At 62.9% G+C, this 22506-nt stretch carries 18 protein-coding genes; 7 read left to right on the forward strand and 11 right to left on the reverse strand.

The annotated features are described in order from the left end of the window. Nucleotides 1–66: 66 nt before the first annotated feature. The 4 genes from AAHE99_RS03220 to xapA all read right to left on the reverse strand — a co-directional run bounded on the left by AAHE99_RS03220 (nucleotide 67) and on the right by xapA (nucleotide 5570). Nucleotides 67–2454, reverse strand: coding sequence for an aldehyde dehydrogenase family protein (locus AAHE99_RS03220; RefSeq protein ID WP_446728885.1), 2388 nt, complete (start codon nucleotides 2452–2454; stop codon nucleotides 67–69). A gap of 12 nt (nucleotides 2455–2466) precedes the next feature. Beyond that, entirely contained in the window at nucleotides 2467–3429 is a 963-nt protein-coding gene (gene deoC / locus AAHE99_RS03225) for a deoxyribose-phosphate aldolase (RefSeq protein WP_342114350.1), read from the reverse strand. Next, the gene (locus AAHE99_RS03230; protein ID WP_342114352.1) at nucleotides 3426–4619 is read right to left on the reverse strand and encodes a phosphopentomutase; all 1194 of its coding nucleotides are present in this window, start codon (nucleotides 4617–4619) and stop codon (nucleotides 3426–3428) included. The genes deoC and AAHE99_RS03230 overlap by 4 nt, the downstream gene beginning before the upstream one ends. A gap of 111 nt (nucleotides 4620–4730) precedes the next feature. Further along, nucleotides 4731–5570: a xanthosine phosphorylase gene (gene xapA, locus AAHE99_RS03235; RefSeq protein WP_342114355.1), complete on the reverse strand. Its 840-nt coding sequence runs from the start codon at nucleotides 5568–5570 to the stop codon at nucleotides 4731–4733. 222 nt (nucleotides 5571–5792) lie between these two features. On the opposite strand from xapA, the gene AAHE99_RS03240 reads away from it, so the two are divergent. The 3 genes from AAHE99_RS03240 to AAHE99_RS03250 are packed head-to-tail and all read left to right on the forward strand — an operon-like array spanning nucleotide 5793 to nucleotide 8711. Beyond that, complete coding sequence (locus AAHE99_RS03240) at nucleotides 5793–6893, forward strand: carbohydrate kinase (protein WP_342114357.1); 1101 nt, start codon at nucleotides 5793–5795, stop codon at nucleotides 6891–6893. 4 nt (nucleotides 6894–6897) lie between these two features. Further along, nucleotides 6898–7824, forward strand: a complete 927-nt coding sequence (locus AAHE99_RS03245; RefSeq protein ID WP_342114359.1) for a pseudouridine-5'-phosphate glycosidase — start codon at nucleotides 6898–6900, stop codon at nucleotides 7822–7824. Next, the gene (locus tag AAHE99_RS03250; RefSeq protein ID WP_342114361.1) at nucleotides 7809–8711 is read left to right on the forward strand and encodes a LysR family transcriptional regulator; all 903 of its coding nucleotides are present in this window, start codon (nucleotides 7809–7811) and stop codon (nucleotides 8709–8711) included. Before AAHE99_RS03245 ends, AAHE99_RS03250 begins: the two co-directional genes overlap by 16 nt. On the opposite strand, the gene pcp is transcribed toward AAHE99_RS03250, so the two are convergent. From pcp to AAHE99_RS03270, 4 genes are all read right to left on the reverse strand, one after another. Next, nucleotides 8708–9352: a pyroglutamyl-peptidase I gene (gene pcp, locus AAHE99_RS03255; protein ID WP_342114363.1), complete on the reverse strand. Its 645-nt coding sequence runs from the start codon at nucleotides 9350–9352 to the stop codon at nucleotides 8708–8710. The genes AAHE99_RS03250 and pcp overlap by 4 nt on opposite strands. Next, nucleotides 9349–10299, reverse strand: coding sequence for a DUF979 domain-containing protein (locus tag AAHE99_RS03260; protein WP_342114365.1), 951 nt, complete (start codon nucleotides 10297–10299; stop codon nucleotides 9349–9351). The genes pcp and AAHE99_RS03260 overlap by 4 nt, the downstream gene beginning before the upstream one ends. Then, entirely contained in the window at nucleotides 10296–10994 is a 699-nt protein-coding gene (locus AAHE99_RS03265) for a DUF969 domain-containing protein (RefSeq protein ID WP_342114367.1), read from the reverse strand. Before AAHE99_RS03265 ends, AAHE99_RS03260 begins: the two co-directional genes overlap by 4 nt. Nucleotides 10995–11074: 80 nt before the next feature. Continuing rightward, complete coding sequence (locus tag AAHE99_RS03270) at nucleotides 11075–13321, reverse strand: TonB-dependent receptor (RefSeq protein ID WP_342114369.1); 2247 nt, start codon at nucleotides 13319–13321, stop codon at nucleotides 11075–11077. 389 nt (nucleotides 13322–13710) lie between these two features. Between AAHE99_RS03270 and AAHE99_RS03275 the strand changes: the two genes are divergently transcribed. The 4 genes from AAHE99_RS03275 (at nucleotide 13711) to AAHE99_RS03290 (ending at nucleotide 18381) form a co-directional block, all read left to right on the forward strand. Beyond that, complete coding sequence (locus AAHE99_RS03275; protein WP_342114371.1) at nucleotides 13711–14709, forward strand: BMP family lipoprotein; 999 nt, start codon at nucleotides 13711–13713, stop codon at nucleotides 14707–14709. Nucleotides 14710–14790: 81 nt separating this feature from the next. Further along, nucleotides 14791–16320: an ABC transporter ATP-binding protein gene (locus AAHE99_RS03280; RefSeq protein WP_342114373.1), complete on the forward strand. Its 1530-nt coding sequence runs from the start codon at nucleotides 14791–14793 to the stop codon at nucleotides 16318–16320. Nucleotides 16321–16322: 2 nt separating this feature from the next. Next, entirely contained in the window at nucleotides 16323–17405 is a 1083-nt protein-coding gene (locus AAHE99_RS03285) for an ABC transporter permease (RefSeq protein ID WP_342114375.1), read from the forward strand. A gap of 4 nt (nucleotides 17406–17409) precedes the next feature. Then, nucleotides 17410–18381, forward strand: a complete 972-nt coding sequence (locus AAHE99_RS03290; protein WP_342114377.1) for an ABC transporter permease — start codon at nucleotides 17410–17412, stop codon at nucleotides 18379–18381. A gap of 138 nt (nucleotides 18382–18519) precedes the next feature. Here the strand turns inward: AAHE99_RS03290 and AAHE99_RS03295 are convergent, their stop codons facing one another. From AAHE99_RS03295 to AAHE99_RS03305, 3 genes are read right to left on the reverse strand one after another with little or no spacing between them, the layout of a single operon-like run. Continuing rightward, nucleotides 18520–19542 (reverse strand): S1/P1 nuclease, encoded by a 1023-nt coding sequence (locus tag AAHE99_RS03295; protein WP_342114378.1) that lies wholly within the window; start codon nucleotides 19540–19542, stop codon nucleotides 18520–18522. Then, nucleotides 19539–20771 carry a phospholipase D-like domain-containing protein gene (locus AAHE99_RS03300; RefSeq protein ID WP_342114379.1) on the reverse strand — a complete coding sequence of 411 codons (1233 nt, stop codon included), beginning with the start codon at nucleotides 20769–20771 and terminating at the stop codon, nucleotides 19539–19541. Before AAHE99_RS03300 ends, AAHE99_RS03295 begins: the two co-directional genes overlap by 4 nt. Nucleotides 20772–20784: 13 nt before the next feature. Then, on the reverse strand, nucleotides 20785–22440 hold the full coding sequence (locus AAHE99_RS03305; RefSeq protein ID WP_342114380.1) for a bifunctional metallophosphatase/5'-nucleotidase: 1656 nt from the start codon (nucleotides 22438–22440) through the stop codon (nucleotides 20785–20787). Nucleotides 22441–22506 lie beyond the last annotated feature (66 nt).

Raw genomic sequence — 22506 nt, forward strand, 5'->3', positions numbered from 1 at the left:
AACCGGTAACCCGGCGGCCGCTGGCCTGGTACCTGACCCTGCGGGTCAGGTACCGGTTTACAGGTTTTAGACGCCGTAAGGGATCCAGATATTCTTAACCTGCGACGCATGCGCCAGCACAACGCGGCCACCCGCCTGCGCAGTCGAGAACCAGTCACGGCCCTTGGCGCCGCCAGTCCAGGTACGCTTCAGCGAACCAGCCGACAGCTTCTCCACTTCCGCGCAGCCGGCAGCCGAACCGTCGTGGCGCCAGATCGCATCCACATCCGAGTGCGACGCCAGGGTACGCGCCAGCTCATCAGCCGAACCGGTCACGATATTCACCACACCGCCCGGCAGGTCCGAAGTATCGAACACCTGGTACAGGTCGGTCGCCGACAGCGGATACGCCTCGGAAGGCACAGCCACCACACGGTTACCCACCGCGATTGCAGGAGCCACCAGCGAGATGAAGCCCAGCAGCGGGTTCTCGTTCGGGCACACGATACCAATCACGCCAATCGCCTCATTCAGCGCCACGGTGATACCGTGCATTGGCGGCTGGTGTGCCAGGCCGTCGTATTTGTCAGCCCATGCCGCCCAGTAGAACAGGCGCTCGATGGAAGCCTGGACTTCCTTCTCGGCGTTCTTGGTGCCGGTCTGCGCAGCGATACGCTCAGCAAACTCGGAGCCACGGGCAGCCAGGTTCTCGGCGATGTAGTACAGCACCTGTGCGCGGTTGTGCGCAGTCGCCTTGGTCCAGCCGGTCGCCTTGTGCGCAGCTTCAACCGCGTTACGGATGTCCTTGCGGTTACCCTCGCCCACCTCGCCCAGGAACTTGCCGTCGGCGCCGTGGATGGCACGCGAGTAGGCGCCGTCAGGGCGGGCCTGTTTGCCGCCGATGTACAGCTTGGCGGTACGGTCCACTGCGAACGGGTCAGCCGGTGGAGTGAACTCGCCATCCGGCTTGGCTGGCTTCTTGAAGGTAGGAGCTGCTGGACGCGCATCTTCCGACACTGGCACCAGGTACTCGAACATGCCTTCGCGGCCGCCTTCACGGCCGTAGCCGGATTCCTTGTAGCCGCCGAAACCGCAAGCGGCGTCGAACTGGTTGGCGGTGTTAATCCACACCACGCCAGCCTTGATCTGCGGCGCCATATCCAGCGCCAGCGAGATGTTCTCGGTCCACACGCAGGAAGCCAGGCCGTACACGGTGTTGTTGGCCAGCTGAACCGCTTCAGCCGGAGTACGGAAGCTCATCGCCACCAGCACCGGGCCAAAGATTTCAGCCTGCGCCACGGCGGCGGAAGTCGAGGCGCCGGTGATCAGGGTTGGCGGGAACCACGAGCCGGCGGCTGGCAGTTCGCAGCCGGCTGGCTGGTACACCTCGCAGCCTTCGGCGCGGGCGGAATCCACCAGGCCGGCGATGCGCTGACGCTGGATCGGGTCCACCAGGGCGCCGATGTCCATCGACTTGTCCAGCGGGGAACCCAGGCGCAGGTTGTCCATGCGCGCTTTCAGCTTCTTCAGGAAGCGCTCCTGCACGGATTCCTGCACCAGCAGGCGCGAACCGGCGCAGCAAACCTGGCCCTGGTTGAACCAGATCGAATCGACCAGGCCTTCCACCGCCGCATCCAGGTCGGCGTCTTCGAAGACGATGAACGGCGACTTGCCGCCCAGTTCCAGCGACAGCTTCTTGCCGGTGCCGGCGGTGGCTTCGCGGATGATGCGGCCCACTTCGGTGGAACCGGTAAAGGCCAGCTTGTCGATGCCCTGGTGGCCGACGATGGCTTCACCAGTGCGGCCGTCGCCGGTCACGATGTTCACAACGCCGGCCGGCACGCCAGCCTGCACGCAGATATCGGCGAACAGCATCGCGGTCAGCGGCGTGAATTCAGCCGGCTTGAAGACGATGGTGTTACCGGCGGCCAGCGCAGGAGCGATCTTCCATGCCAGCATCAGCAGCGGGAAGTTCCACGGCACGATCTGGCCGACCACGCCCACGGCGCGGTGGCCCGGGAATTCTTCGTCCAGCAGCTGGGCCCAGCCAGCGTGGTAGTAGAAGTGGCGCGCCACCAGCGGCAGGTCGGCGTCGCGGGTTTCGCGGATGGTCTTGCCGTTGTCCAGGGTTTCCAGCACGGCGAACAGGCGCGCGTGCTTTTGCATCAGGCGTGCGATCGCGTACATGATCTTGGCGCGGCCATGGCCGCCCAGTGCCTGCCAGCCCGGCAGCGCCTTGCGCGCAGCGGTGACGGCACGCGCCACGTCGACAGCAGTCGCCTGGGTCAGTTCAGCCAGTTGCGAACCGTCAGCCGGGTTATAGCAGGCGAAGGTTTCGCCAGGCTCGGTCCACTGGTTGTCGATAAACAGGCCGAATTTGCGGGAGCGCTGCTCCAGCCACGCTTGCGCTTCTTTCTGGCTTTCTGGTGCAGGGCCGTAGTCCATGGTGTTGAGGATCTCGTTAATAGTTGGCATGGCGGTGTCTTCTTATGGTTGCGCGTGGCGATGGGCGGCGGAGTAAGCGCCGGTCACGTGGTGCTCCAGCTGGCGCTCGATGTCGGTCAGCAGCGAGGAAGCACCGATACGGAACAGGTGCGGCTCCAGCCATTCATTGCCCAGCTCTTCCTTCATCACGGTCATGTACTGCAGCGCGGCCTTTGCAGTGCCCACGCCGCCCGCAGGCTTGTAGCCCACCTTGAAGCCGGTACGCTCGTAGTATTCGCGGATCGCGCGCACCATCACCAGCGACACTGGGATGGTGGCGTTGACGCCTTCCTTGCCGGTCGAGGTCTTGATGAAATCGGCGCCTGCCATCATGCAGACCCACGATGCCTTCGCCACGTTTTCCAGCGTCACCAGGTCGCCGGTTGCCAGGATGGCCTTCACGTGCGCTTCGCCGCAAGCCTTGCGGTAAGCCAGCATTTCATCGTACAGCGCTTGCCAGTTGCCGGTCAGGACGTGCTGGCGGGTGATCACGATGTCGATCTCTTTGGCGCCGGCGGCCACCGACAGTTCAACTTCGCGCACCTTGGTTTCCATGCTGGTCAGGCCAGCCGGGAAGCCGGTCGACACTGCCGCGATAGGCAGGCGGCCCTTCAGCACGGCGTCGGCGTGCTGGATCATTTCGTGGTACACGCAGACCGCGCCGGTCATCAGCTTGCGGTCCTGCAGGCCCAGCGCCTCCACCAGGTCCTGGCGCAGCGGGCGCATGGCCTTCATGCACAGGCGCTCGACGCGGCCCGGGGTGTCATCGCCGGCCAGGGTGGTCAGGTCGATCAGTTCGATCGCCTTCACCAGCCAGGCAGCCTGGTACTCTTTCTTGACGGTGCGGCGGTTGGCCAGCGACGCTGCGCGGCGGTCCGCGGCGGCCTTGTTCACGTGGATGTGATTCAGCCAGCCCAAATCGAGGCCGATAGCCTCGTTGCGCTTGAAGTTCTCGATGGTGGTCATAGGAGGTTGGTTCCGTTGGAAAGAGGTTTCACGCCCAGGTGATGCGCGATGGTCTGGCCGATGTCGGAGAACGTCTCCGAGATACCAAGCGACTGCGGCTTGACGTTCGGGCCGAAGAACAGCACAGGAATATGTTCACGGGTATGGTCGGAGCCTGGCGCGGTTGGATCGCAGCCGTGGTCGGCGGTGATCACGCACAGGTCGCCATCCTTCAGGTTGGCGATGAATTCCGGCAGGCGCGCATCCATTTCGTGCAGCGCGTTGGAGTAGCCGGCGACATCGCGGCGGTGGCCGAAATGCATGTCGAAGTCGACGAAGTTGACGAAGGTCAGCGACTTGTCGCCCGCTTCGCGCTGCACTTCCAGCAGCTTGTCGAACAGCGCCATATTGTCCGGGCCTTTCAGCACGCGGCTCACGCCTTGCGCCGCGTAGATATCGCTGATCTTGCCCAGTGCGATCACCTCGCCGCCTTCGTTCTTCACGTGGTCCAGCAGGGTGGGCGCGCTTGGCGGCACGGCGTAGTCATGGCGGTTGGCGGTGCGCTTGTAGTCGCCGTTCGCGCCCAGGAATGGACGGGCGATGATGCGGCCGATGTTGTATGGCTTGACCAGCTCATACGCTTTTTCGCACATATCGTACAGGCGCTCCAGGCCAAAGTGCTCCTCGTGGCATGCGATCTGCAGCACGGAGTCGGCGGAGGTGTACAGGATAGGCTTGCCGGTCGCGACGTGCTCGTCGCCCAGCTCATTGATGATGGTGGTGCCCGAAGCGTGGCAGTTGCCCAGGAAGCCCGGCACGCCGGTCAGTTCCTGCAGCTTGTCGGTCAGCTCTTTCGGGAACGACGGGAATTCTTTCGGGAAGTAGCCCCAGTCGAACAGCACCGGCACGCCGGCGATTTCCCAGTGGCCGGATTGGGTGTCCTTGCCGGTGGATTGCTCGCGCGCCGCACCGTAGGCGCCGGTGAAGCCCTCGCGCTGGTTAAAGCCGGCGGCCCACTCGCCGCACGCAGTGTGCGCGGCAGCGGCCAGGCCGAGTTTTTCCATGGTGGGCAGGGACATCGGCTTGCCTTCGCTGGCCGCCCATTTGGCGATGCTGCCAAAGGTGTTGCAGGCCTGGTCGCCGTATTTGACGGCATCCGGCGTTGCGCCGAGGCCGAAGGAGTCTAACAACAGGATAAATGCGCGGGACATGGGTGCCTCTCTATCAAACCCGGAAATCTGGGTCTGACCCAAGGGTCAGACCCGGCCGGCGGCGGTCACGTATGCGGGTCAGGCACTTGTGCCTGACCCAGGTTTACCGGTTTAAGCCTTAGGCGTCTTGGCCACGTTCTCCAGGAACGCCAGGATCAGCTTGATCAGCGATTCCGCACCAATCGCAGCGTACTTCAGGGTCTGCTCATGCGACAGCGGGAACGGCGACAGGCCTTCAGCCAGGTTGGTAATGACGGAAACGCCCACCACCTTCAAACCGCAGTGGCGCGCCGACACCACTTCCGGCACCACCGACATACCGACCACGTCAGCCCCCAGGGTCTTGAACGCGCGGATTTCCGCCGGAGTCTCGAAGTTCGGGCCTGGGTACGCGATGTACACGCCTTCATGCAGGGTGATCGACTTGTCGGCAGCGGTAGCTTGCAGCAGCTTGCGCAGGTCCGCATCGTAGGCATTGGCCATCGAGAAGAAGCGCGGACCGAAACGTTCGTCGTTCGGGCCCACCATCGGGGTACCTGGCAGGAAGTTGATATGGTCGTTCAGCGCCACCAGCGAACCAGCGTCGCACTCGGTGCGCAGCGAACCTGCCGCATTGGTCACGAACAGCATCTCGCAGCCCAGCAGCTTGATGGTGCGCACAGCGGAAGTCATCACCGCAGGACCGTAGCCTTCGTAGAAGTGGCCGCGGCCCTTCAGGCACACCACCTGCACACCTGCCAGCGTACCCATCACCAGCTGGCCAGCATGGCCGTGCACGGTGGAGATCGGGAAGCCTGGCAGCTCGTCAAAGCTGATCGACACGGCATCGGACATCTGTTCAGCCAGCACGCCCAGGCCGGAGCCCAGGATCATCGCCACGCGTGGCTGGAAATTGGCCGGCATACGGGCACGGATGATGGCGGCTGCCTGGAATGGGGTATTGGAAGACATGAAGTTCCTCGTTTTTCTAATCTTTAGGTGAGCTGGCCAGAACAGGCCTCTGAACGTACCACGACACTATGCATCATGGTCTATATGTATGGCAAATACCATTTTTCTTTATTATTTATATGCTCTAGATATAAATCTAGGTTTATTATAGGAGCGACTTCCGTTTGACACACATCGGACAAATGTTTAGCATCGCAAACAAATGTTTATAGCGAGCTTTTCGTGAGCGATCTCTCCCGCAAGGAACAGCTGTACGAGCTGATCCGCGCCAACCCCTTTATTTCCCAGCAAGAGCTGGCGGAGCAGCTCGCCCTGTCGCGTTCTGCCGTGGCCGGCCATATCGCCAGCCTGATCCGCGAGCGCAAGCTGCTGGGCCGCGCCTATGTGTTGCGCAATGAACGCACTGTGCTGTGCATCGGCGCCGCCTGCCTCGACCGCAAACTGCGCCCGCACGCCCCCCTGCAAATGGCCACCTCCAACCCGGCTTGCGCTGAGGAAAGTTTTGGCGGCGTGGCACGCAATATCGCCGCCAACCTGGCCCAGCTCGGCCTGCCCTGCTCCCTGCTGACCGCCCTCGGCGACGACTCCTCCGGCCGCGCCCTGCGCGCCCAGGTGGAAGCGGCCGGCATCGGCATGGAAGGCAGCTTGCAGGTCAACGGCATCGGCAGCGGCACCTATACCGCCGTGCTGGACGCTTCCGGCGAAATGGTGGTGGCGCTGGCCGATATGGCCATTTTCGACCAGCTTACACCCGGTTGGGTCGCCAGCCGCCAGCCGCAGCGCAATTCCGCCGGCATGGTGGTGGCGGACCTGAACCTGCCGCTGGAATCGGTGGCCATGCTGCTGGCCGATGCCCACGCATCCGGCGTGCCGCTGGTGGTGGTCGCCGTGTCGCAGCCGAAGATGGCGCGCCTGCCGAAGGACTTGAACGGCCTGTCGCTGCTGATCCTGAACCGCGGCGAATTGGAAACCCGCGCCGGCCGCGCCCTGCCGACCGAAGCCGATGTGCAGGCGGCCTGCCACGAGCTGCAAGCCGACGGTGCGCAGGACATCATCGTCACCTGCGGCGCCAGCGGCGTCTATCACACCCTGGGCGAAGCCCTGCACTGGCAGCCTGCGCACGACGCGCAAGTGGTCGACGTGACCGGCGCCGGCGATGCCTTCTCGGCCGCCGTGGTCTGGTCGCTGCTGCAAGACCCTGGATATCTGACCCTGGCCTGCGAGCGCGGTTTGAAAGCCGCCGCCATTACGCTGGCCAGCCCCCACACCGTATCGCCCGAGCTGAGCGCCGACGTGCTCGCAGCTGCACAAATCGAGGAGTAAAACCATGCACCATTTCCTGTCCCTCTCGCCGGAAGTCGCCAATGCGCAGGCCACCGGCAAGCCGATCGTGGCGCTGGAATCGACCATCATTTCGCACGGCATGCCTTACCCGCAAAACGTGCAGACCGCACGCGAGGTTGAACAGATCATCCGCGACGCGGGCGCGGTGCCGGCCACTATCGCCATCATCGGCGGCAAGATCTGCATCGGCCTGACCGATGCGCAGCTGGAAGAACTGGGCAACTCGCCGGACGCGATCAAGGTGTCCCGCCGCGACCTGGCCTACGTGCTGTCGCAGGGCAAACTGGGCGCCACCACGGTGGCCGCGACCATGATCTGCGCGCATCTGGCGGGCATCAAGGTATTCGTCACCGGCGGCATCGGCGGCGTGCACCGCGGCGCCGAGACCAGCATGGATATCTCGGCTGACCTGCAGGAGCTGGCGCAGACCAACGTAGCCGTGGTGTGCGCAGGCGTGAAGTCGATCCTCGATATCGGCCTGACGCTGGAATACCTGGAGACGCACGGCGTACCGGTGGTGTCGGTTGGCCAACCAGGCTTCCCGGCTTTCTTTACCCGCGAGAGCGGCTTCAATGCCGACTTCCAGCTGGATACGGCGGTTGAACAGGCCTCCTTCATTTCCACCAAGTGGGCGCTGGGCCTGAATGGCGGCGTCGTCGTGTCGGCACCGGTGCCCGTGGCGGACGCCATGCCGAAGGAAGAAATCGACGCCATCACGGTGCGCGCGCTGCAGGAAGCGGAGCAGAACGGCGTCACCGGCAAGAAGGTGACGCCGTTCCTGCTGGCCCGCATCAAGACCCTGACCGAAGGCCGCAGCCTGATGACGAATATCGCACTGGTTAAGAACAACGCGCGTGTCGGCGCCGCCCTGGCGCGTGCGCTGCAGGAGCATCCATGTCCATCGACCTGAAACAGTTAAAGTACTTCCTCGCCGTGGCTGAAGAGAAGAGCTTCAGCCGCGCGGCCGAACGCCTGCACATCTCGCAGCCGCCGCTGTCGCAGCAGATCATGAAGCTGGAGGCGGAGCTGGGCGTAAAGCTGTTCGCCCGCACCACCCGCACCTTCGAATTGACCGTGGCCGGCAAGGCGCTGATGCAGGAGGCCTCCGACCTGCTGGCGAAGATGCGCATGACCATCGACACCGTGCGCCAGATCGACCGCGGCGAAGTGGGCCGCCTGCGCGTGGGTATCGTGGGCTCGGCGATGTGGGGACCGATTCCCTCCATGCTGGAAGAGTTCCAGAGCAAGTATCCGCGCGTAACGTGGACCATCCACGAATCCGGTCCGACGGTGCAGTACGACGCGCTGCGCGCCAAACAGATCGACGTCGGCTTCTGGCGTGAGCCGAAGCTGGATGACGATGAACTGCGGCGCGATAACCTGAAGCAGGAGCTGTGCTTCCGCGAGAACGTGTGCGTAGCGGTGAATGAACATCACCCGCTGGCGAAGATGGATGCGATTGAGCTGATGGATATTGCCGACGAGCCGATGCTGACGCTGGCTCTCGACAAGTCGGCCTTCCCGCGCTACCTGATCCAGTGCTGCGTGAATGCTGGCTTCCAGCCGGAGATTTTCCAGGAAGCGCATGAGCCGCAGACGTTGCTGGCCATGGTTGGCGCCGGCCTCGGTGTGACCTTGATGCCCGAGACCACTGCGCGTATCGGCTGGCCGGGCGTGGTATTCCTGCCAATCCGCACCAATGCGCCGTCGGCCAACCTGTACATCACATACACCACGCTGGACGACGCGCCGGTGGTGCGCGCCTTCCTCAACATCCTGCGCCCGCCAAGCGCTTAGTGGGTTGCCCCTGCGGCGACGACCGCGTCGCGGTCCGTCGCCAGCGCAGTGCGGACCGCGACCCGCAAGCCCTCAACCATCTGCGCCAGCGACATGCTGGCCGCGCCCGGATGGCGTGCCGCCTGCTCCGGCAGGTAGGGGATGTGGATAAAGCCGCCGCGCACATCGGTCCGCGCCGCCAGCGCATGCATCAAGCCGTAAAATACGTGGTTGCAGACAAAAGTGCCTGCCGTCTGCGACACCGATGCAGGCAGTCCGGCGGCCCGCAGCGCCGCGACAATCGCCTTGATCGGCAACGTGGAGAAATACGCCGCCGGCCCGCCCGGCACAATCGGCGCGTCCACCAGCTGCTGGTCCGCGTTGTCCTTGATCGGCGCATCATCGACATTGATCGCCACCCGCTCCACCGACAAATCCACGCGGCCGCCAGCCTGGCCGACAGCGATCACCAGCGCCGGCTGCAGCTCGTCCAGCAGCGCGCTCATGGCGGCATTGGCATCGCCAAACACGCAAGGCAGCTGGCGTGCGATGACACGAGACCCGCCCTCCTGCCAGCCATCCAGCGCCCGCACCGCCTCCCACGCGGGATTGATCGGTTCCTTGTTAAACGGCTCAAAGCCAGTCAGCAGCACTGTTTTCATAGCAGGAAGTAAAGCAACACAATATTCGCGCCCAGCAGCGGCAAGGCCGTCGGGATTTGCGCCTTGATCACGGCATTCCGGTCCGGCAGGTCAAGCAGCGCCGCCGGGATGATGTTGAAATTGGCCGCCATCGGCGTCATCAGGGTACCGCAATACGCGCTGAACATGCCGATTGCCGCCATCACCGCCGGATTGCCGCCGTATTGCGTCACCAGCACCGGCACACCTACGCCGGCCGCCATCACAGGAAAGGCGGCGAAACCATTGCCCATCACGATGGTGAACACCGCCATGCCGATGCAGTACAGCGCCACCGCCGCCAGCTTCGAATCCGCCCCAACCAGGCCGCCGGCGACCTGCGCTACGGCCTTGCCGACACCGGCTTCGCTGAACAAGAGGCCAAGCACCGCCAGCATATGCGGCAGCACCAGCGCCCAGCTCATGGCATCGACCAGCCGGCGTGCCTCACGCCCGGCTTGCAGTGGCGTGGCGCGCGTCAGCCAGCACGCCACGGCCACCGCCACCACGGCGGCGCAGCCAAGGCTTACCAGCGTGAGGTGTTTCTGGTCCAGCACGAACAGTTCGCCCAGGCGGACATCTTTCATGAGCGTGGCACCGGTCATCGTCACCGCCGGAATCACCAGGGCCGGGATGAATAGCCGATGTCCAAGCCGCGCGGCACTGGCGCGGCGCGCCTCGTCCGTCAACACGTCCGGCTTGCCGCTGCGGACGCCACCAAAGCCTGCCAGCAGCGCCATCACAATCATCGCCAGCCCCACCATCGCCGGCGGCAGCCGCTCGCCGGCCAGATAGACAGTCGCGTACAGCGCCCAGAACATACCCGTCGTCCAGCGACGCGGGTTGCTGCGGTCCGCGAACGACATCAGCGCCACCAATGCCAGCATGACGCCCAATAGGTAATAGAAATATTCAACGCGGACAATCATGCGGCGCTCCTGCTCAGATAGCCGTCCAGCCGGTTCAAGCGCCAGGCGTGGATGATGAACGCGCAGATCGCAGTCGGGATGCCCCACAGCGCCATATGCAGCGGATCGACCTCGATCCCTTCTGCGCGCAGCACGGTCTGCATCAGCACAATCGTGCCGAAGGCCACGAAGATATCCTCGCCGAAGAACAGGCCGACATTGTCAGTCGCCGCCGCCATCGCGCGGATGCGGTAACGTTGTTCCTCGCCCAGTTCCCTGCCCTGCGCGCCGAGCTGCGACTCCGCCGCGCCTTCGGCCATCGGCGCCACCACCGGCCGCACCATTGAAGGATGCCCGCCCAGCGAAGTCAGCCCCATAGCAGCCGACAACTCCCGCACCGCCAGATAAACGATCAGCAACCGCCCCGTAGTCGCCGACCGCACCCGCGCAATTGCCGCCTGCGCATGCTCGCGCAAACCAAACCGCTCCAGCAACCCAATTGCCGCCAGCGGCAGCAGATAAATCATCGGCAAATTGCGCGTCTTGACGAACGCAGTACCAAGCGAGGCAAGCAGCGCCTCCACCGGCATATAAGCCGCAAAGCCTGTTGTAAAGCACGCCGCCACCACCACCAGCACCGGATGCAGCCGCAGCAAGAAACCAAGCACAATCACCGCCACCCCAAGCAGCGGCCACATATTCACAGCAGTTTGCATCTTCCCTCCCCCAAGGAGGCACCATCATACAAAAAAAAACGCGCACCAAAGTGCGCGTTTTCGCGAGAGGCGTCAACCTATCAGAACTGTGCCTTGAACTGCACGCCGTAGGTGCGTGGCTCGTTCACGATACCGGTCAGGTTGTTGAAGTCGATCGCGCCCAGGGCCTGGATACGGTTGGTGATGTTGCGGCCGTATGCAGCCAGCTCGTACTTGCCGTCGTTCCAACGGTAGCCAACGCGCACGCCGCCTTCCAGCAGTTCCTTGGCCTTGTACTCGGCTGCTTCGTACAGGAAGAAGTTGTACGAGGTGCGGTATGCCCAGTCGGTGTAGGCGTAGATCTCGCCGGCACCCAGGGACTGGCTGAAGCGCAGGGTCACGTTGTGCTGCCACTTCGGTGCGCGTGGCAGTGGGTTGCCGTTGATGACGGCCACGGTACCGCCGGTCACAACACGGGTTGGATCCATCACGGTGCAACCACCGCCGCAAGGCTGCACGAACAGGTTCGCGTCCTTGATTTCGGTATCGTTGTAGCTGGAGCCGAAGGACAGGTTCCACGCGTCGCTCAGGTTAGCCTGGAAGTCCAGTTCCACGCCACGGCCGGTAACCTTGTCAGCATTGATCAGCTGGTTCATGTTCACGGTGCCCGAACCTGCGGTCAGCTGCTTGTCGGTCATGCGGTAGTCGAACACAGTCGCGGTCATGCGCGCGCGGCGGTCGAACAGGTCAGCCTTCACGCCCATTTCCACCGACACGGCTTTTTCAGCATCAGCCTGAGATGGCTTGGAATCCAGGCCAAACAGGCGGCCCTGCATGGATGGCGCGCGGTAACCGGTAGCGATACGGCCGAACAGGTTGGTGTTCTTGTCCAGAGTGTAGGTACCGCTCAGGTCCCAGCTCACGTTGCTCGAGGTGTCGGCCAGGGTGTTGACTGCGGACTTAGGAGGCTCAACGCGGGTCGCGGTGAAGTCCTTCTTGTCCTTGGTGTAGCGCAGGCCGGCGCGCAGCTTGAAGTCCGGCGACACGGCGTAGTTGACGGTACCGAAAGCGGCCCACGACTTGGCATCCTGCACCTGGGTCGCGTAAGCGGCGTTCTGCGGGTTGCCCTTGGTCAGCGAGTCGTACGAGATCGAGTCGATCTGGATATGCTCGTCGAAGTAGAACAGGCCGGCGATCCACTGCAGCGGGCCCTTGTTGTTGGACTCGACACGGAACTCTTGCGAGAACTGCTTATGGTCAGGAATCAGGTCGGCGGTTTCAACCACGAATGGGATGAAGCCCGGGCCCATTGGTGGAGCGTAGGAAGCGCCGTAGCCGCCGTCCACGTCACCGCGCGAGAAGAACTCCAGCTTTTCGTAGCCGGTGATCGAGTGGAAGGTCAGGCCAGGGGTATCCCAGCGCAGGCGCAGGTTGGCGCCCTTGTTCTTCAGGCTTTGCGAGTTGCCGCCGTCGGTCGGGTAGGAACCGTAGTCGAAGTTGTCGACCAGCTCATTGGTGCCCTTCTTCAGGATATTGGCGCGGAACAGGGTGGCATTGCCATCCATGTCGCGGGCGTGCACGTTGAACAGCGCGCTGAAGTCCTTGTTAGGCTTGACCAGCACCTGGATGCGGCCGGCGTTGTCCTTGTAGCCTTCGAAATCGGTGGTTGGGGCGTTCGGACGATCGTTATGTACACGGTCGCCGCGGTGCTGCGATTGCAGGGAAACGCGGGCTGCCACAACTTCGTTCACTGGAATGTTGTACGCGCCTTCCAGGTTGCGTACGCGGTCCTTGCCGAAGCCCAGGTTCACATAGCCTTCCTGGCGGAATACCGGCTTGGCGGAGTCGAACTTGATCACGCCGGCTGGGGAGTTACGGCCGAACAGGGTGCCCTGTGGGCCGCGCAGCACTTCAACCTGGTCCACGTCGAACACAGGGAAGCCCTTCAGCATCGGGTTTTCCTGCACGATGTCGTCCATCACCAGGCCAACCGGCTGGGAGGCGTTCAGGTCGAAGTCGGTGTTACCCAGGCCGCGGATATAGAAACGCGGGAAGGTACGGCCGTAGTCGGATTCAACGGATACGGATGGCGAACGGCCGTTCAGGAAACGGATGTCCTGGCCACCGGAAGTCAGCACGTCCAGCTTCTCGCCCTTCAGGGTGGCGATTGCCATCGGCACGTCCTTGATGTTTTCAGCGCGGCGCTGTGCGGTAACAATCACAGTCTCCAGCTGGCCAGGCTTTTTTACTTCTTCGGTTGGCTGCGCTTCTTGCGCGCTTGCGTATTGCAGGGGAAAGGCGCCGGCGACTGCCAGGGCGATCAGGGAATGCTTGAGGCGTTTATCCATACCCAATGTTCCAATCTTAAAGAAAAGTAACGAAATGTTGCATTGGCGCGCATGTTAACACGAAAGTAAACTAGGTTAATTGCTTTCGAGTAAGCACTCATTTAGTTGACTTACGTATAAATAGGCAAGTAAAAACGTATTTGCCATACATATAGCGCCTGCGGCATAGTAGTGATCCACGAATCCATGCCCTGACAAGCGGATTCATGTATGTGAACAAGTAGTTGCAGTTTGATTACGTGCCTAAGATTTAATCAAGGGGACTTAGTCAAAATTTCATTTGTGTGTTGTTGACAAGCTACACGGAGCCTTAGCTTGCTTTGGCGCGAAAAAGCGATCCGAGGCACTCCATAAAAATATACAATAACGAACTTCCACGGAGCCCTTACATGAAAATCAAACAACTTAGTATGATGATCGCCGCAGTTACGGTCGCAGCAGGCGCACACGCCGCTGATCCGAAGCTGGGCATCGTGTACGACGCTGGCGGCAAGTTCGACAAGTCGTTCAACCAGTCCGCATTCGAAGGCGCCTCGCGCTTCCAGAAGGACACCGGTATCAAATTCATCGAAGTGCAAGCCAGCAGCGACACCCAGGCTGAGCAGGTGATGCGCGGCCTGGCCCGCAAGAACCTGGACCTGATCGCCGCAATCGGCTTCGCCCAGACCCAGGCCGTGCAGAAAGTCGCCAAAGAATTCCCGAAAGTCCGCTTCGTCCTGATCGACGGCGTGGCGCAAGGCAATAACGTCAATTCGGTGACCTTCAAGGAAGAAGAAGGTTCCTACCTGGTGGGCGTGGCCGCTGCCATGGCCTCCAAGACCAAGAAGCTGGGCTTCATCGGCGGCATCGACATCCCGCTGATCCGTACCTTCGCCTGCGGCTATGCCCAGGGCGCCAAGTCGGTCGACAAGAAGTCCGAAGTGATCTCCAATATGGTCGGCACCACCTCCGCCGCCTGGAACGACCCTGCCAAGGGCGGTGAGCTGGCGCGTGCGCAGTTCGACCGCGGCGTGGACGTGGTGTTCGCGGTGGCCGGCGGTTCCGGCATGGGCACCCTGCAGACTGCCAAGGAAAAGGGCAAGCTGTCGATCGGTGTGGACTCCAACCAGAACCACCTGTACCCGGGCTCCGTGCTGACCTCCATGGTCAAGCGCGTCGACAACGCCGTGTACGACTCCTTCATGCAGATGAAGAACGGCACCTGGAAGGCCGGCGTCACCGCCAAGGGCCTGAAGGAAGGCGGCGTGGACTGGGCGCTGGATGAGCACAACCGCAAATTGATCACTCCGGAGATCGAGAAGAAAGTCATGGGCGCGCGCAAGGACATCATTGACGGCAAGACCAAAGTCATCGATATCCGCACCACCAATGCCGCCTGCCCGGCCTAACCAGCAGTTCCAATAAAGAGAACGCGCCGACGGGAATTCCCGTCCGGCGCGTTTTTCAGTAAATAAGACCGAAAAATCCTTATGACGCCAGCAGTAGAATTCCGCAACATCTCCAAGCACTTTGGGGCGGTAAAGGCGAATACGGACGTCAGTTTCTCCATCGCCAAAGGGGCCATCCATGGCCTGGTGGGCGAGAACGGCGCCGGCAAGTCGACCTTGATGAGCATCCTTTACGGCTATTACCGCGCAGATGGCGGTGAGATCCTGCTGGACGGTAAGGTGCAGCACATCCACAACTCGCACGAGGCGATCCGCCTTGGCATCGGCATGGTGCACCAGCACTTCATGCTGGTCGAGAACATGACCGTGCTCGATAACGTGATGCTGGGCAGCGAAGGCGGCTTCCGCCTGCGCGAGCACCGCGCCGAGACCGAGAAGAAGCTGCGCGAAATCTGCCAACGCTATCGCCTCGACGTCGATCCGCTCGCCACCATCCAGGACCTGTCGGTGGGCGCGCAGCAGCGCGTCGAGATCCTGAAGCAGATCTACCGCTCGGCCAACATCCTGATCCTGGACGAGCCGACCGCCGTGCTGACCGCGCAGGAAACCGAATCGCTGTTCGAGATCCTGAAGCTGTTCAAGGAGCAGGGCAAGACCATCATCCTGATCACCCACAAGCTGCAGGAGATCAAGGACATCACCGACACCGTCACCGTCATGCGCGGCGGCCGTGTGGTGGGTGCAGTGCAGACTGCCGACACCACCAAGGAAGAACTGGCGCAGATGATGGTCGGCCGCCCGATCGAGAACAACCTGCCGCGCGGCGCCTATAACCCGGGCAAGCCGGTGCTGGAAGTGCGCAACTTGCAGCTGGCCGACGACAACGGCGTCAAGCTGCTGCAGGATATCGGCTTCACCCTGCGCGCCGGTGAGATCGTGGCGATTGCAGGCGTGTCCGGCAACGGCCAGTCCGAGCTGATGGAAATCCTGTCCGGCATGAAGCTGCCGACTTCCGGCGACGTAGACTTCGAAGGCAAGCCCCTGCCGTTCGCCGGCCGCAGCGACGCCGACGGCCTGCCGACCAAATTCCGCGAACTGGGCATCGGCCACGTGCCGGAAGACCGCCTGCGCGACGGCGTGATCAAGGCCTTTTCGGTCATGCACAACACCTTCTTCGGCTACCAGGACAAGGTAAAGAACAAGTGGGGCCTGATCGACTTCAAGGGCATCGCCCAGCGCTGCGCCGGCCTGCTGAAAGAGTTCGACGTACGCCCGGCCAATCCGGACCTGCGTATCGGGCTGCTGTCCGGCGGTAACCAGCAGAAGGTGGTGATCGCACGCGAAGTGCTGGCCAAGCCTAAGCTGATGCTGGTCGGCCAGCCGACCCGCGGCGTGGACATCGGCACCATCGAATCCATCCACACCCAGCTGCTCGCGCTGCGCGACCAGGGCGTGGCGATCCTGCTGGTATCGGTGGAGCTGGAAGAAGTGCGCGCCCTGGCCGACCGCATCCTCGTGATGTGCGGCGGCAAAATCACCGGCGAACTGAAAATCGACGAATTCGACACCACCCGCATCGGCCTGCTGATGGGTGGCATGCACAAGCACTGATTATGACTACGAACGATATGCCACGCTGGGCAACTGGCTTTGTCCTGCCCATCCTGAACCTGCTCTCCGCGCTGCTGGTTGCTGCGCTGGTGATCCACCTGCTCGGCGAAGATCCGCTCGAGTCGATGAAGATCCTGATCAACAGCGCCGTCGTCAATCCGGAAGGCTTGTCCTACACCCTGTTCTACGCCTCCACCTTCGTGTTCACCGGTCTCGCCGTGTCGATCGCGATGCAGGCCGGCCTGTTCAACATCGGCGCCGAAGGCCAGATGTACTTCGGCGGCCTGGGCCTGACCCTGGCCATGCTGGCGTTCGACGCTTCCCTGCCCTGGTACCTGCTGATCCCGGTCGGCATGATCGGCGCCGCCCTGTTCGGCGCGCTGTGGGCCTTCATCCCAGGCTACCTGCAAGCCAAGCGCGGCTCGCACATCGTGGTGACCACCATCATGTTCAACTTCATCTGCGCCTCGCTGATGAACTTCGTGATCGTGAAATACCTGATCCCGGCCGGCGAACAGAATACCGCCTCGCGCGTGTTCTCGGCCGCCGCCGAAATGACGCGCCTGAACGGCCTGTTCCCGATCCTGGGCGAAACCCCGCTGAATATCGGCTTCTTCTTCGCCATCATCGCGCTGGTGGTGTACGGCGTTGTGATGAGCCGCTCCGCCTGGGGCTACAAGGTGCGCGCACTGGGCCTGAACCAGCACGCCGCCCACTACGCCGGCGTCAAGATCAGCGCCATGATCATCATCGTCATGCTGATTTCCGGCGCGCTGGCAGGCCTGGGCGCGGTCAACTCCATCATGGGCTCGACCCACTACCTGTCGCTGAACTTCGTTGGCGGCGCGGGCTTTGTCGGTATCGCGATTGCGCTGATGGGCCGCCAGCATCCGGTCGGCATCTTCCTGTCCTCCGTGCTGTTCGGCGCGCTGATCCAGGGCGGCTTCGACCTGTCGCTGGAAAAACCGAACATTCCAACTGAAACCTTCATCTTCATCCAGGGCTTGATCATCCTGTTCTGCGGCGCTATGGAAAACCTGTACGCCCCGGCCATCATCAAGCTGATCAAATCGCGCAAGGGCTAATACCATGACTTTCGAAGATCTCCACCTGGGCTCCATCCTCGTCTCCACCGTGCGCAATGCGCCGGTGCTGATTTTCGCCGCCATGGCCGGCCTGTTCGCGGAACGCTCCGGCGTGATCGACATCGGCCTGGAGGGCAAGATCCTGGCCTCCGCCTTCGTCTCCGCCGCCGTCGCCTTCGCCACCAAGAACCCATGGATGGGCATCCTGGCCGGCATGGCCGTCTCCGTTGCGCTGGCCATGCTGCAAGGCTTCGTCGCCATCACCCAGAAGGGCAACCAGCTGGTAGGCGGCATCGCCATCAACATTGCCATGAGCGGCCTGACCTTCGTGGTCGCGCAATACTTCTTCCAGCAAGGCGGCCGTACCCCCGACCTGGGCGAAGCGCGCCTGTTCGACGTGGTGCTGCCGGGCACCGCCGCTGTCGCCGACGTGCCCTTCCTCGGCTGGTTCTACACCAAGCTGATTGGCGGCCACTCCGTGCTGGTCTACCTCGCGTTTGCGCTGGTACCGCTGGTGCACTGGTTCCTGTACCACTCCCGCTTCGGCCTACGCCTGCGCGCCTGCGGCGAAAACCCGCACGCCGCCGATGCGGCCGGCGTCTCGGTGGAACGCACCCGCTACGCCGCCATGCTGATCGCCGGCATCCTGTGCTCGTTCTCCGGCGCCTACCTGGCCATCGTGCAATCCGGCTTCTTCCTGCGCGACATGTCGGCTGGCGCCGGCTACCTGGCGCTGACCGCCATGGTGTTCGGCAACTGGCGTCCGGTGTACACCTTCCTCGGCTGCCTGATGTTCGGCTTCTTCGGCGCCGTGCAGATCCAGCTGGAAGGCGTCGACCTGCCGGTAATCGGCCGCATCCCAGGCGCCCTGATCCAGATGGTTCCATACGTCGTGACCGTGATCGTGCTGGCCGGCCTGATGGCCAAGTCGGTGGCGCCAAAAGCCATCGGCGTACCGTTCGTCAAGTCGCGTTAAATCGGCGCCAAATTCGGTACCAGGTCTGACAATCGAACAAAGAGAAACGGGGCGAAAACGCGATATAGCGTTTTTGCCCCGTTTTGATTTAGATCCAAGGTGTGTCATCCGTGTCCGAATGACAGACCTGGCATCGGTTTAAGGCCAGATTTTTTGCAGCATGGCGGCCAGGTTGTAGCCGCCCTTGATCAGCTGTTCACGCGCGATGGCGGAGGACGGCACCGGGTAATTATCCGGCACAGTCATCGCCCACACGGTATAGGTGGAACCGCTGCGGCTGGTCTGCTTGGTTGCCAGGCCAACCTTTACGTCGGCGTAGGCTTGTTTGGAGACCGCCAGCGAATCATTGGCCCACTGCACCGGCCAAGTGCTCACATCGCCTTTGGCCAGGGTCACAATCGGCTTGCCGTCGATTGCCCACTTGGTGAATCCATCCACCGTGCGCTGGCTGCTGCGGCGCATTGCGTAATCGACCACGGTGGTGTCCCAGTAGGAGTGGAACGGCTTGGTCGGGTATTTCGACACTTCCGCGTCTTCGCCAGGAATAACCTTGGCGCTGGCTGCTTTCAGCAGGGCTTCGTCCATCTGCAGGTTATTGCCGCCGCGCGAGTCGAAGATGTTCAGCGAGTCGACTTCCTTTTCGGTCTTCGGCACCACGAACTTGCCGTCCTTGTCGACGAAGGCTGCACCCACGTGCAATGGCTGGTGGATGTCGCCGGCCAGGTGGGTCAGGATCAGCAGCGCCTGGCGCGGCGTGAACTTGCCGTCGCCCTTGCCCTGCAGGGTGGCGATGCATTGCTGCATGGTCTGCACGATATCGTGTTCGGCTGTGCCGACGCCGTGCAGGTGGTATTCGTTCAGCTGGAACGGTACGTCGGTGTAGTGGTACTCAGTGTGCTTTGGATGCGCAGCGACGTAATCATTCATCTCCTGCGACTGCGGGCCGCAGAAAGTGCCCTTCACGCAGTCGGCCCAGTTGGCAACCTTTTCCAGGTTCTCGCCTTGCAGCAGCAACGCGGCGATCTGCTTCTCGGCATTGGTGCCCTTGAGCAGGTTGTCGGCGATGGCGCCGACGATGCGGTGGCCGGCATTGCCCCAGGCCATGGCGTTGTTGGCGGCGAAGGCGCCGGCCAGTGCAGCGATCAGTACGATTTTCTTCATTCTTCTTTACCTTTGCTAGGTTTCGGGTAGTCCTTGTTGATGTCGATCGGCTGCGCGTACGGCGACGACCATGCCTGCTCTTGCACGGCGTACAGGCGCTTGGCCATGGCGTCGTTGCGCATCACCACTTCCAGGTTGCGCGACAGGTCGAAGTAGCCGCCGGCCCAGTTGCTGGTGCCGACCCAGGCCAGCTTGCCATCGATGACCATGGTTTTGCTGTGCCACACGCGGGCGAACGGGATGAAGCCGGTCGAGGCTTTCGGCAGCGTGACGATGCGGATTTCCACATTCGGCAGCATGGCCAGCGATTTAAGGTGGTGGATGGCCGGCTTCTCGGTGTTCCAGTTCGACACCAGCAGCTTGACCTTGACACCGCGCGTGGCGGCAGCGCGCAGCGCGTTGTCGACCACGGCGTAGAACGGGCGGGTGCCGTTCGGGCCGTAGCTCAAAGGCGCGTAGTCCAGCATGGAGACGCGGATCTCCTGTTTGGCGTCGGCCAGCAGCGCCGGCAGCACGGTTTCGGAGTCGGCCACGCCGACCGGATTGTAGGCGGCCGGGCTGGCGACCAGGAAGCTGGCGTCGGCCGGCAGCGCTACTGGCGCGCCGGCAATCCCCTTGGCCTGCACCGGCGCGACGGTCTTGCCGGCGGCCAACGCGGCCTGGGCGTTCCAGTCCTGCTCGAAGATGGCCTGCACCTGGCCCGCCACCTTGGCGTCGGTGATGCGCAGGCCGGTTTCGTGGATGTGCGTGAAGGCGCGCCAGTCGAAGTTCTGGCTGCCGACGAAGGCGATCTTGCGGTCCACGGTCAGGTATTTGGCGTGGATGATGCCGTTGCCGGTCAGCTGGTTCACGTCCAGCACGCGCATCTCCAGGTTCGGGATGGCGCGCAGGCGCTCCACGGTGGCCTTTTCCGACAGGCCGCTGACGCCCTTCTTGTCGATCAGGAAGCGGATCTTCACACCGCGCTTGCCGGCCGCTTCCAGGCGCTCGATCACTTTCTCGAACGGCGCACCAGGCACGCTGGCCACGTAGAACTGGCCGATGCAGATTTCGCTCTTGGCGTTGTCGAACAGCTCGGCCCACACTTCGATCGGGCCGCGCAGGTCGTCGCTTTTCAGCGTGGTCTCGACCGGTGCGGTTTGTACCAGTTCAAAGCCCGGCACCTGGAAGTCCGCGTGGGCGCTGCCGAAGCAGGCCGCCAGTGCGGCGGCGAGGAGATAACGGCGCATAGCCATCCTTTCTTTATTTGATGCGCACAATGCGCGGGACGGCGCCATAGGTGCCGGCTGGTTTATTGTCCTGCTCCAGGCGCTGCAGGTAGCTTCGCAGCGCGTCGACGTCGCGCACGCCGGTTGGCGCCTGGTTGCTGCCTTCGCGGAAGGTCACGAAACCGTCGTTGCCCTCCGCCAGGAAATTGAATACCGCCACGCGGTAGCTGGCGCCGTCTTCGATCGCTGCTCCGTTCAGCTTGACGCTGTCGCGCACAATGCGCTGACCCAACGGCCGGCGTCCATCCCACGCGTAGCTGAAGCCTTCCGATACCTGCAGCACGCCGCGTTTTTCGGCCTCCACGCCGCCCCATTGCCCTTCCAGCAATTTGAAGATCTGGGCCCCGGTCAGGTTCATCACCACGATCTCGTTCCCGAACGGCAGCACGGCCTGTACGTTGGCGACGTTGGCGATATGGTCCTTGCCCGCATCCAGGCTGGTGCGCACGCCGCCGGTATTGGTGAAGGCGATCTGCGCGCCCCATTTGCGCCCGGAAGCGAGGATGGCGTCCGCCACGATCTGCCCCAGCGGCGATTCGTCGGCATTCGGCATCAGGGTCTTGCTGATCGATGGCACGGCCAGGCGCGCCACCGGCTTGCTCAGCTCCGCGTGGCTGCGCTTGCGCAGGTCGGCCAGCAAGGCATCGACTTCGGGCACGCCGGCATAACGCCCCGGCTCCACCACGATATTGCGCGCGCTGGTGTCCACCACGGCGCCGCTCTGGCGGTCCACCACCAGCGTTATGCGCGACAGTATGTGGCCGAACTTTTCCGCCTGCGTCACCAGCTTGCCGTCCACACGGCACAGGTAGCCGGTATGCGAGTGCCCGCTCACCACCAGGCGGATGGCCGGGTCGAGGCGCTTCACCACGTCGACGATATCGCCCGACAGGTCGCCGCAGTATTGCTGGTCATAGCGCGCTTCGGTGCGGCCGCCCTGGTGGATCAGCACCACGAACACCGTCGCGCCCTGCGCGCGCAGCTCCGGCAGCAGCCGGTTCACGGCCTGCGCCTCGTCGATGAATTCCAGGCCGCTGACGCCGCCGGCGGCCACCAGCTCCGGTGTCGCCTTCAGCGTGGTGCCGATAAAGGCGATTTTGACGCCCTTCACTTCGGCGATGTGATACGGCGGCAGCAGCGGCTGGCGGGTGCGCGTATCGATCACGTTGGCCGCCAGATAGCTGAATTTCGCTCCCTCGTGCGGCGAATACTTGCAGGCCTTGTCCGGGCGCGGCGAATTGGCGCAGCCGCCCTTGGCCTGGCGCAGCAGCTCCACGCGGCCATTGTCGAATTCATGGTTGCCGACGGAAGTGGCGCGCATGCCCAGCATGTTGAGCGCCTGGATGGTCGGCTCGTCGGCGAACATGGCCGACATTGCCGGGCTGGCGCCGATCATGTCGCCGGCGCCCACCAGCAGCAGGTCCGGGTCTTCCTGGCGCCAGGCTTGCAGCGTGGCCGCCAGCGCATCGATGCCGCCGGCCTTGGCGCTATCGCCGAAGCGCGAGGCTTCCAGGTGGCCATGCAGGTCGTTCAGGCCGACCAGGTTCAGTTCTACCTGGCTGTCCGGGCGCTGCAGCGCGCAACCGGCCAGCAGGGCAGCCAGGGCTAATGGACGCAGAAAAAGCTTCATAAAATCGCAGGCTGGATAAAAGTAGATTGTACAAGCCGCGCCGGCTGCGGCGCGGCTGCGAAACGT

The organism is Pseudoduganella sp. OTU4001 (genome assembly GCF_038440195.1).
GTDB lineage: Bacteria > Pseudomonadota > Gammaproteobacteria > Burkholderiales > Burkholderiaceae_D > Rugamonas.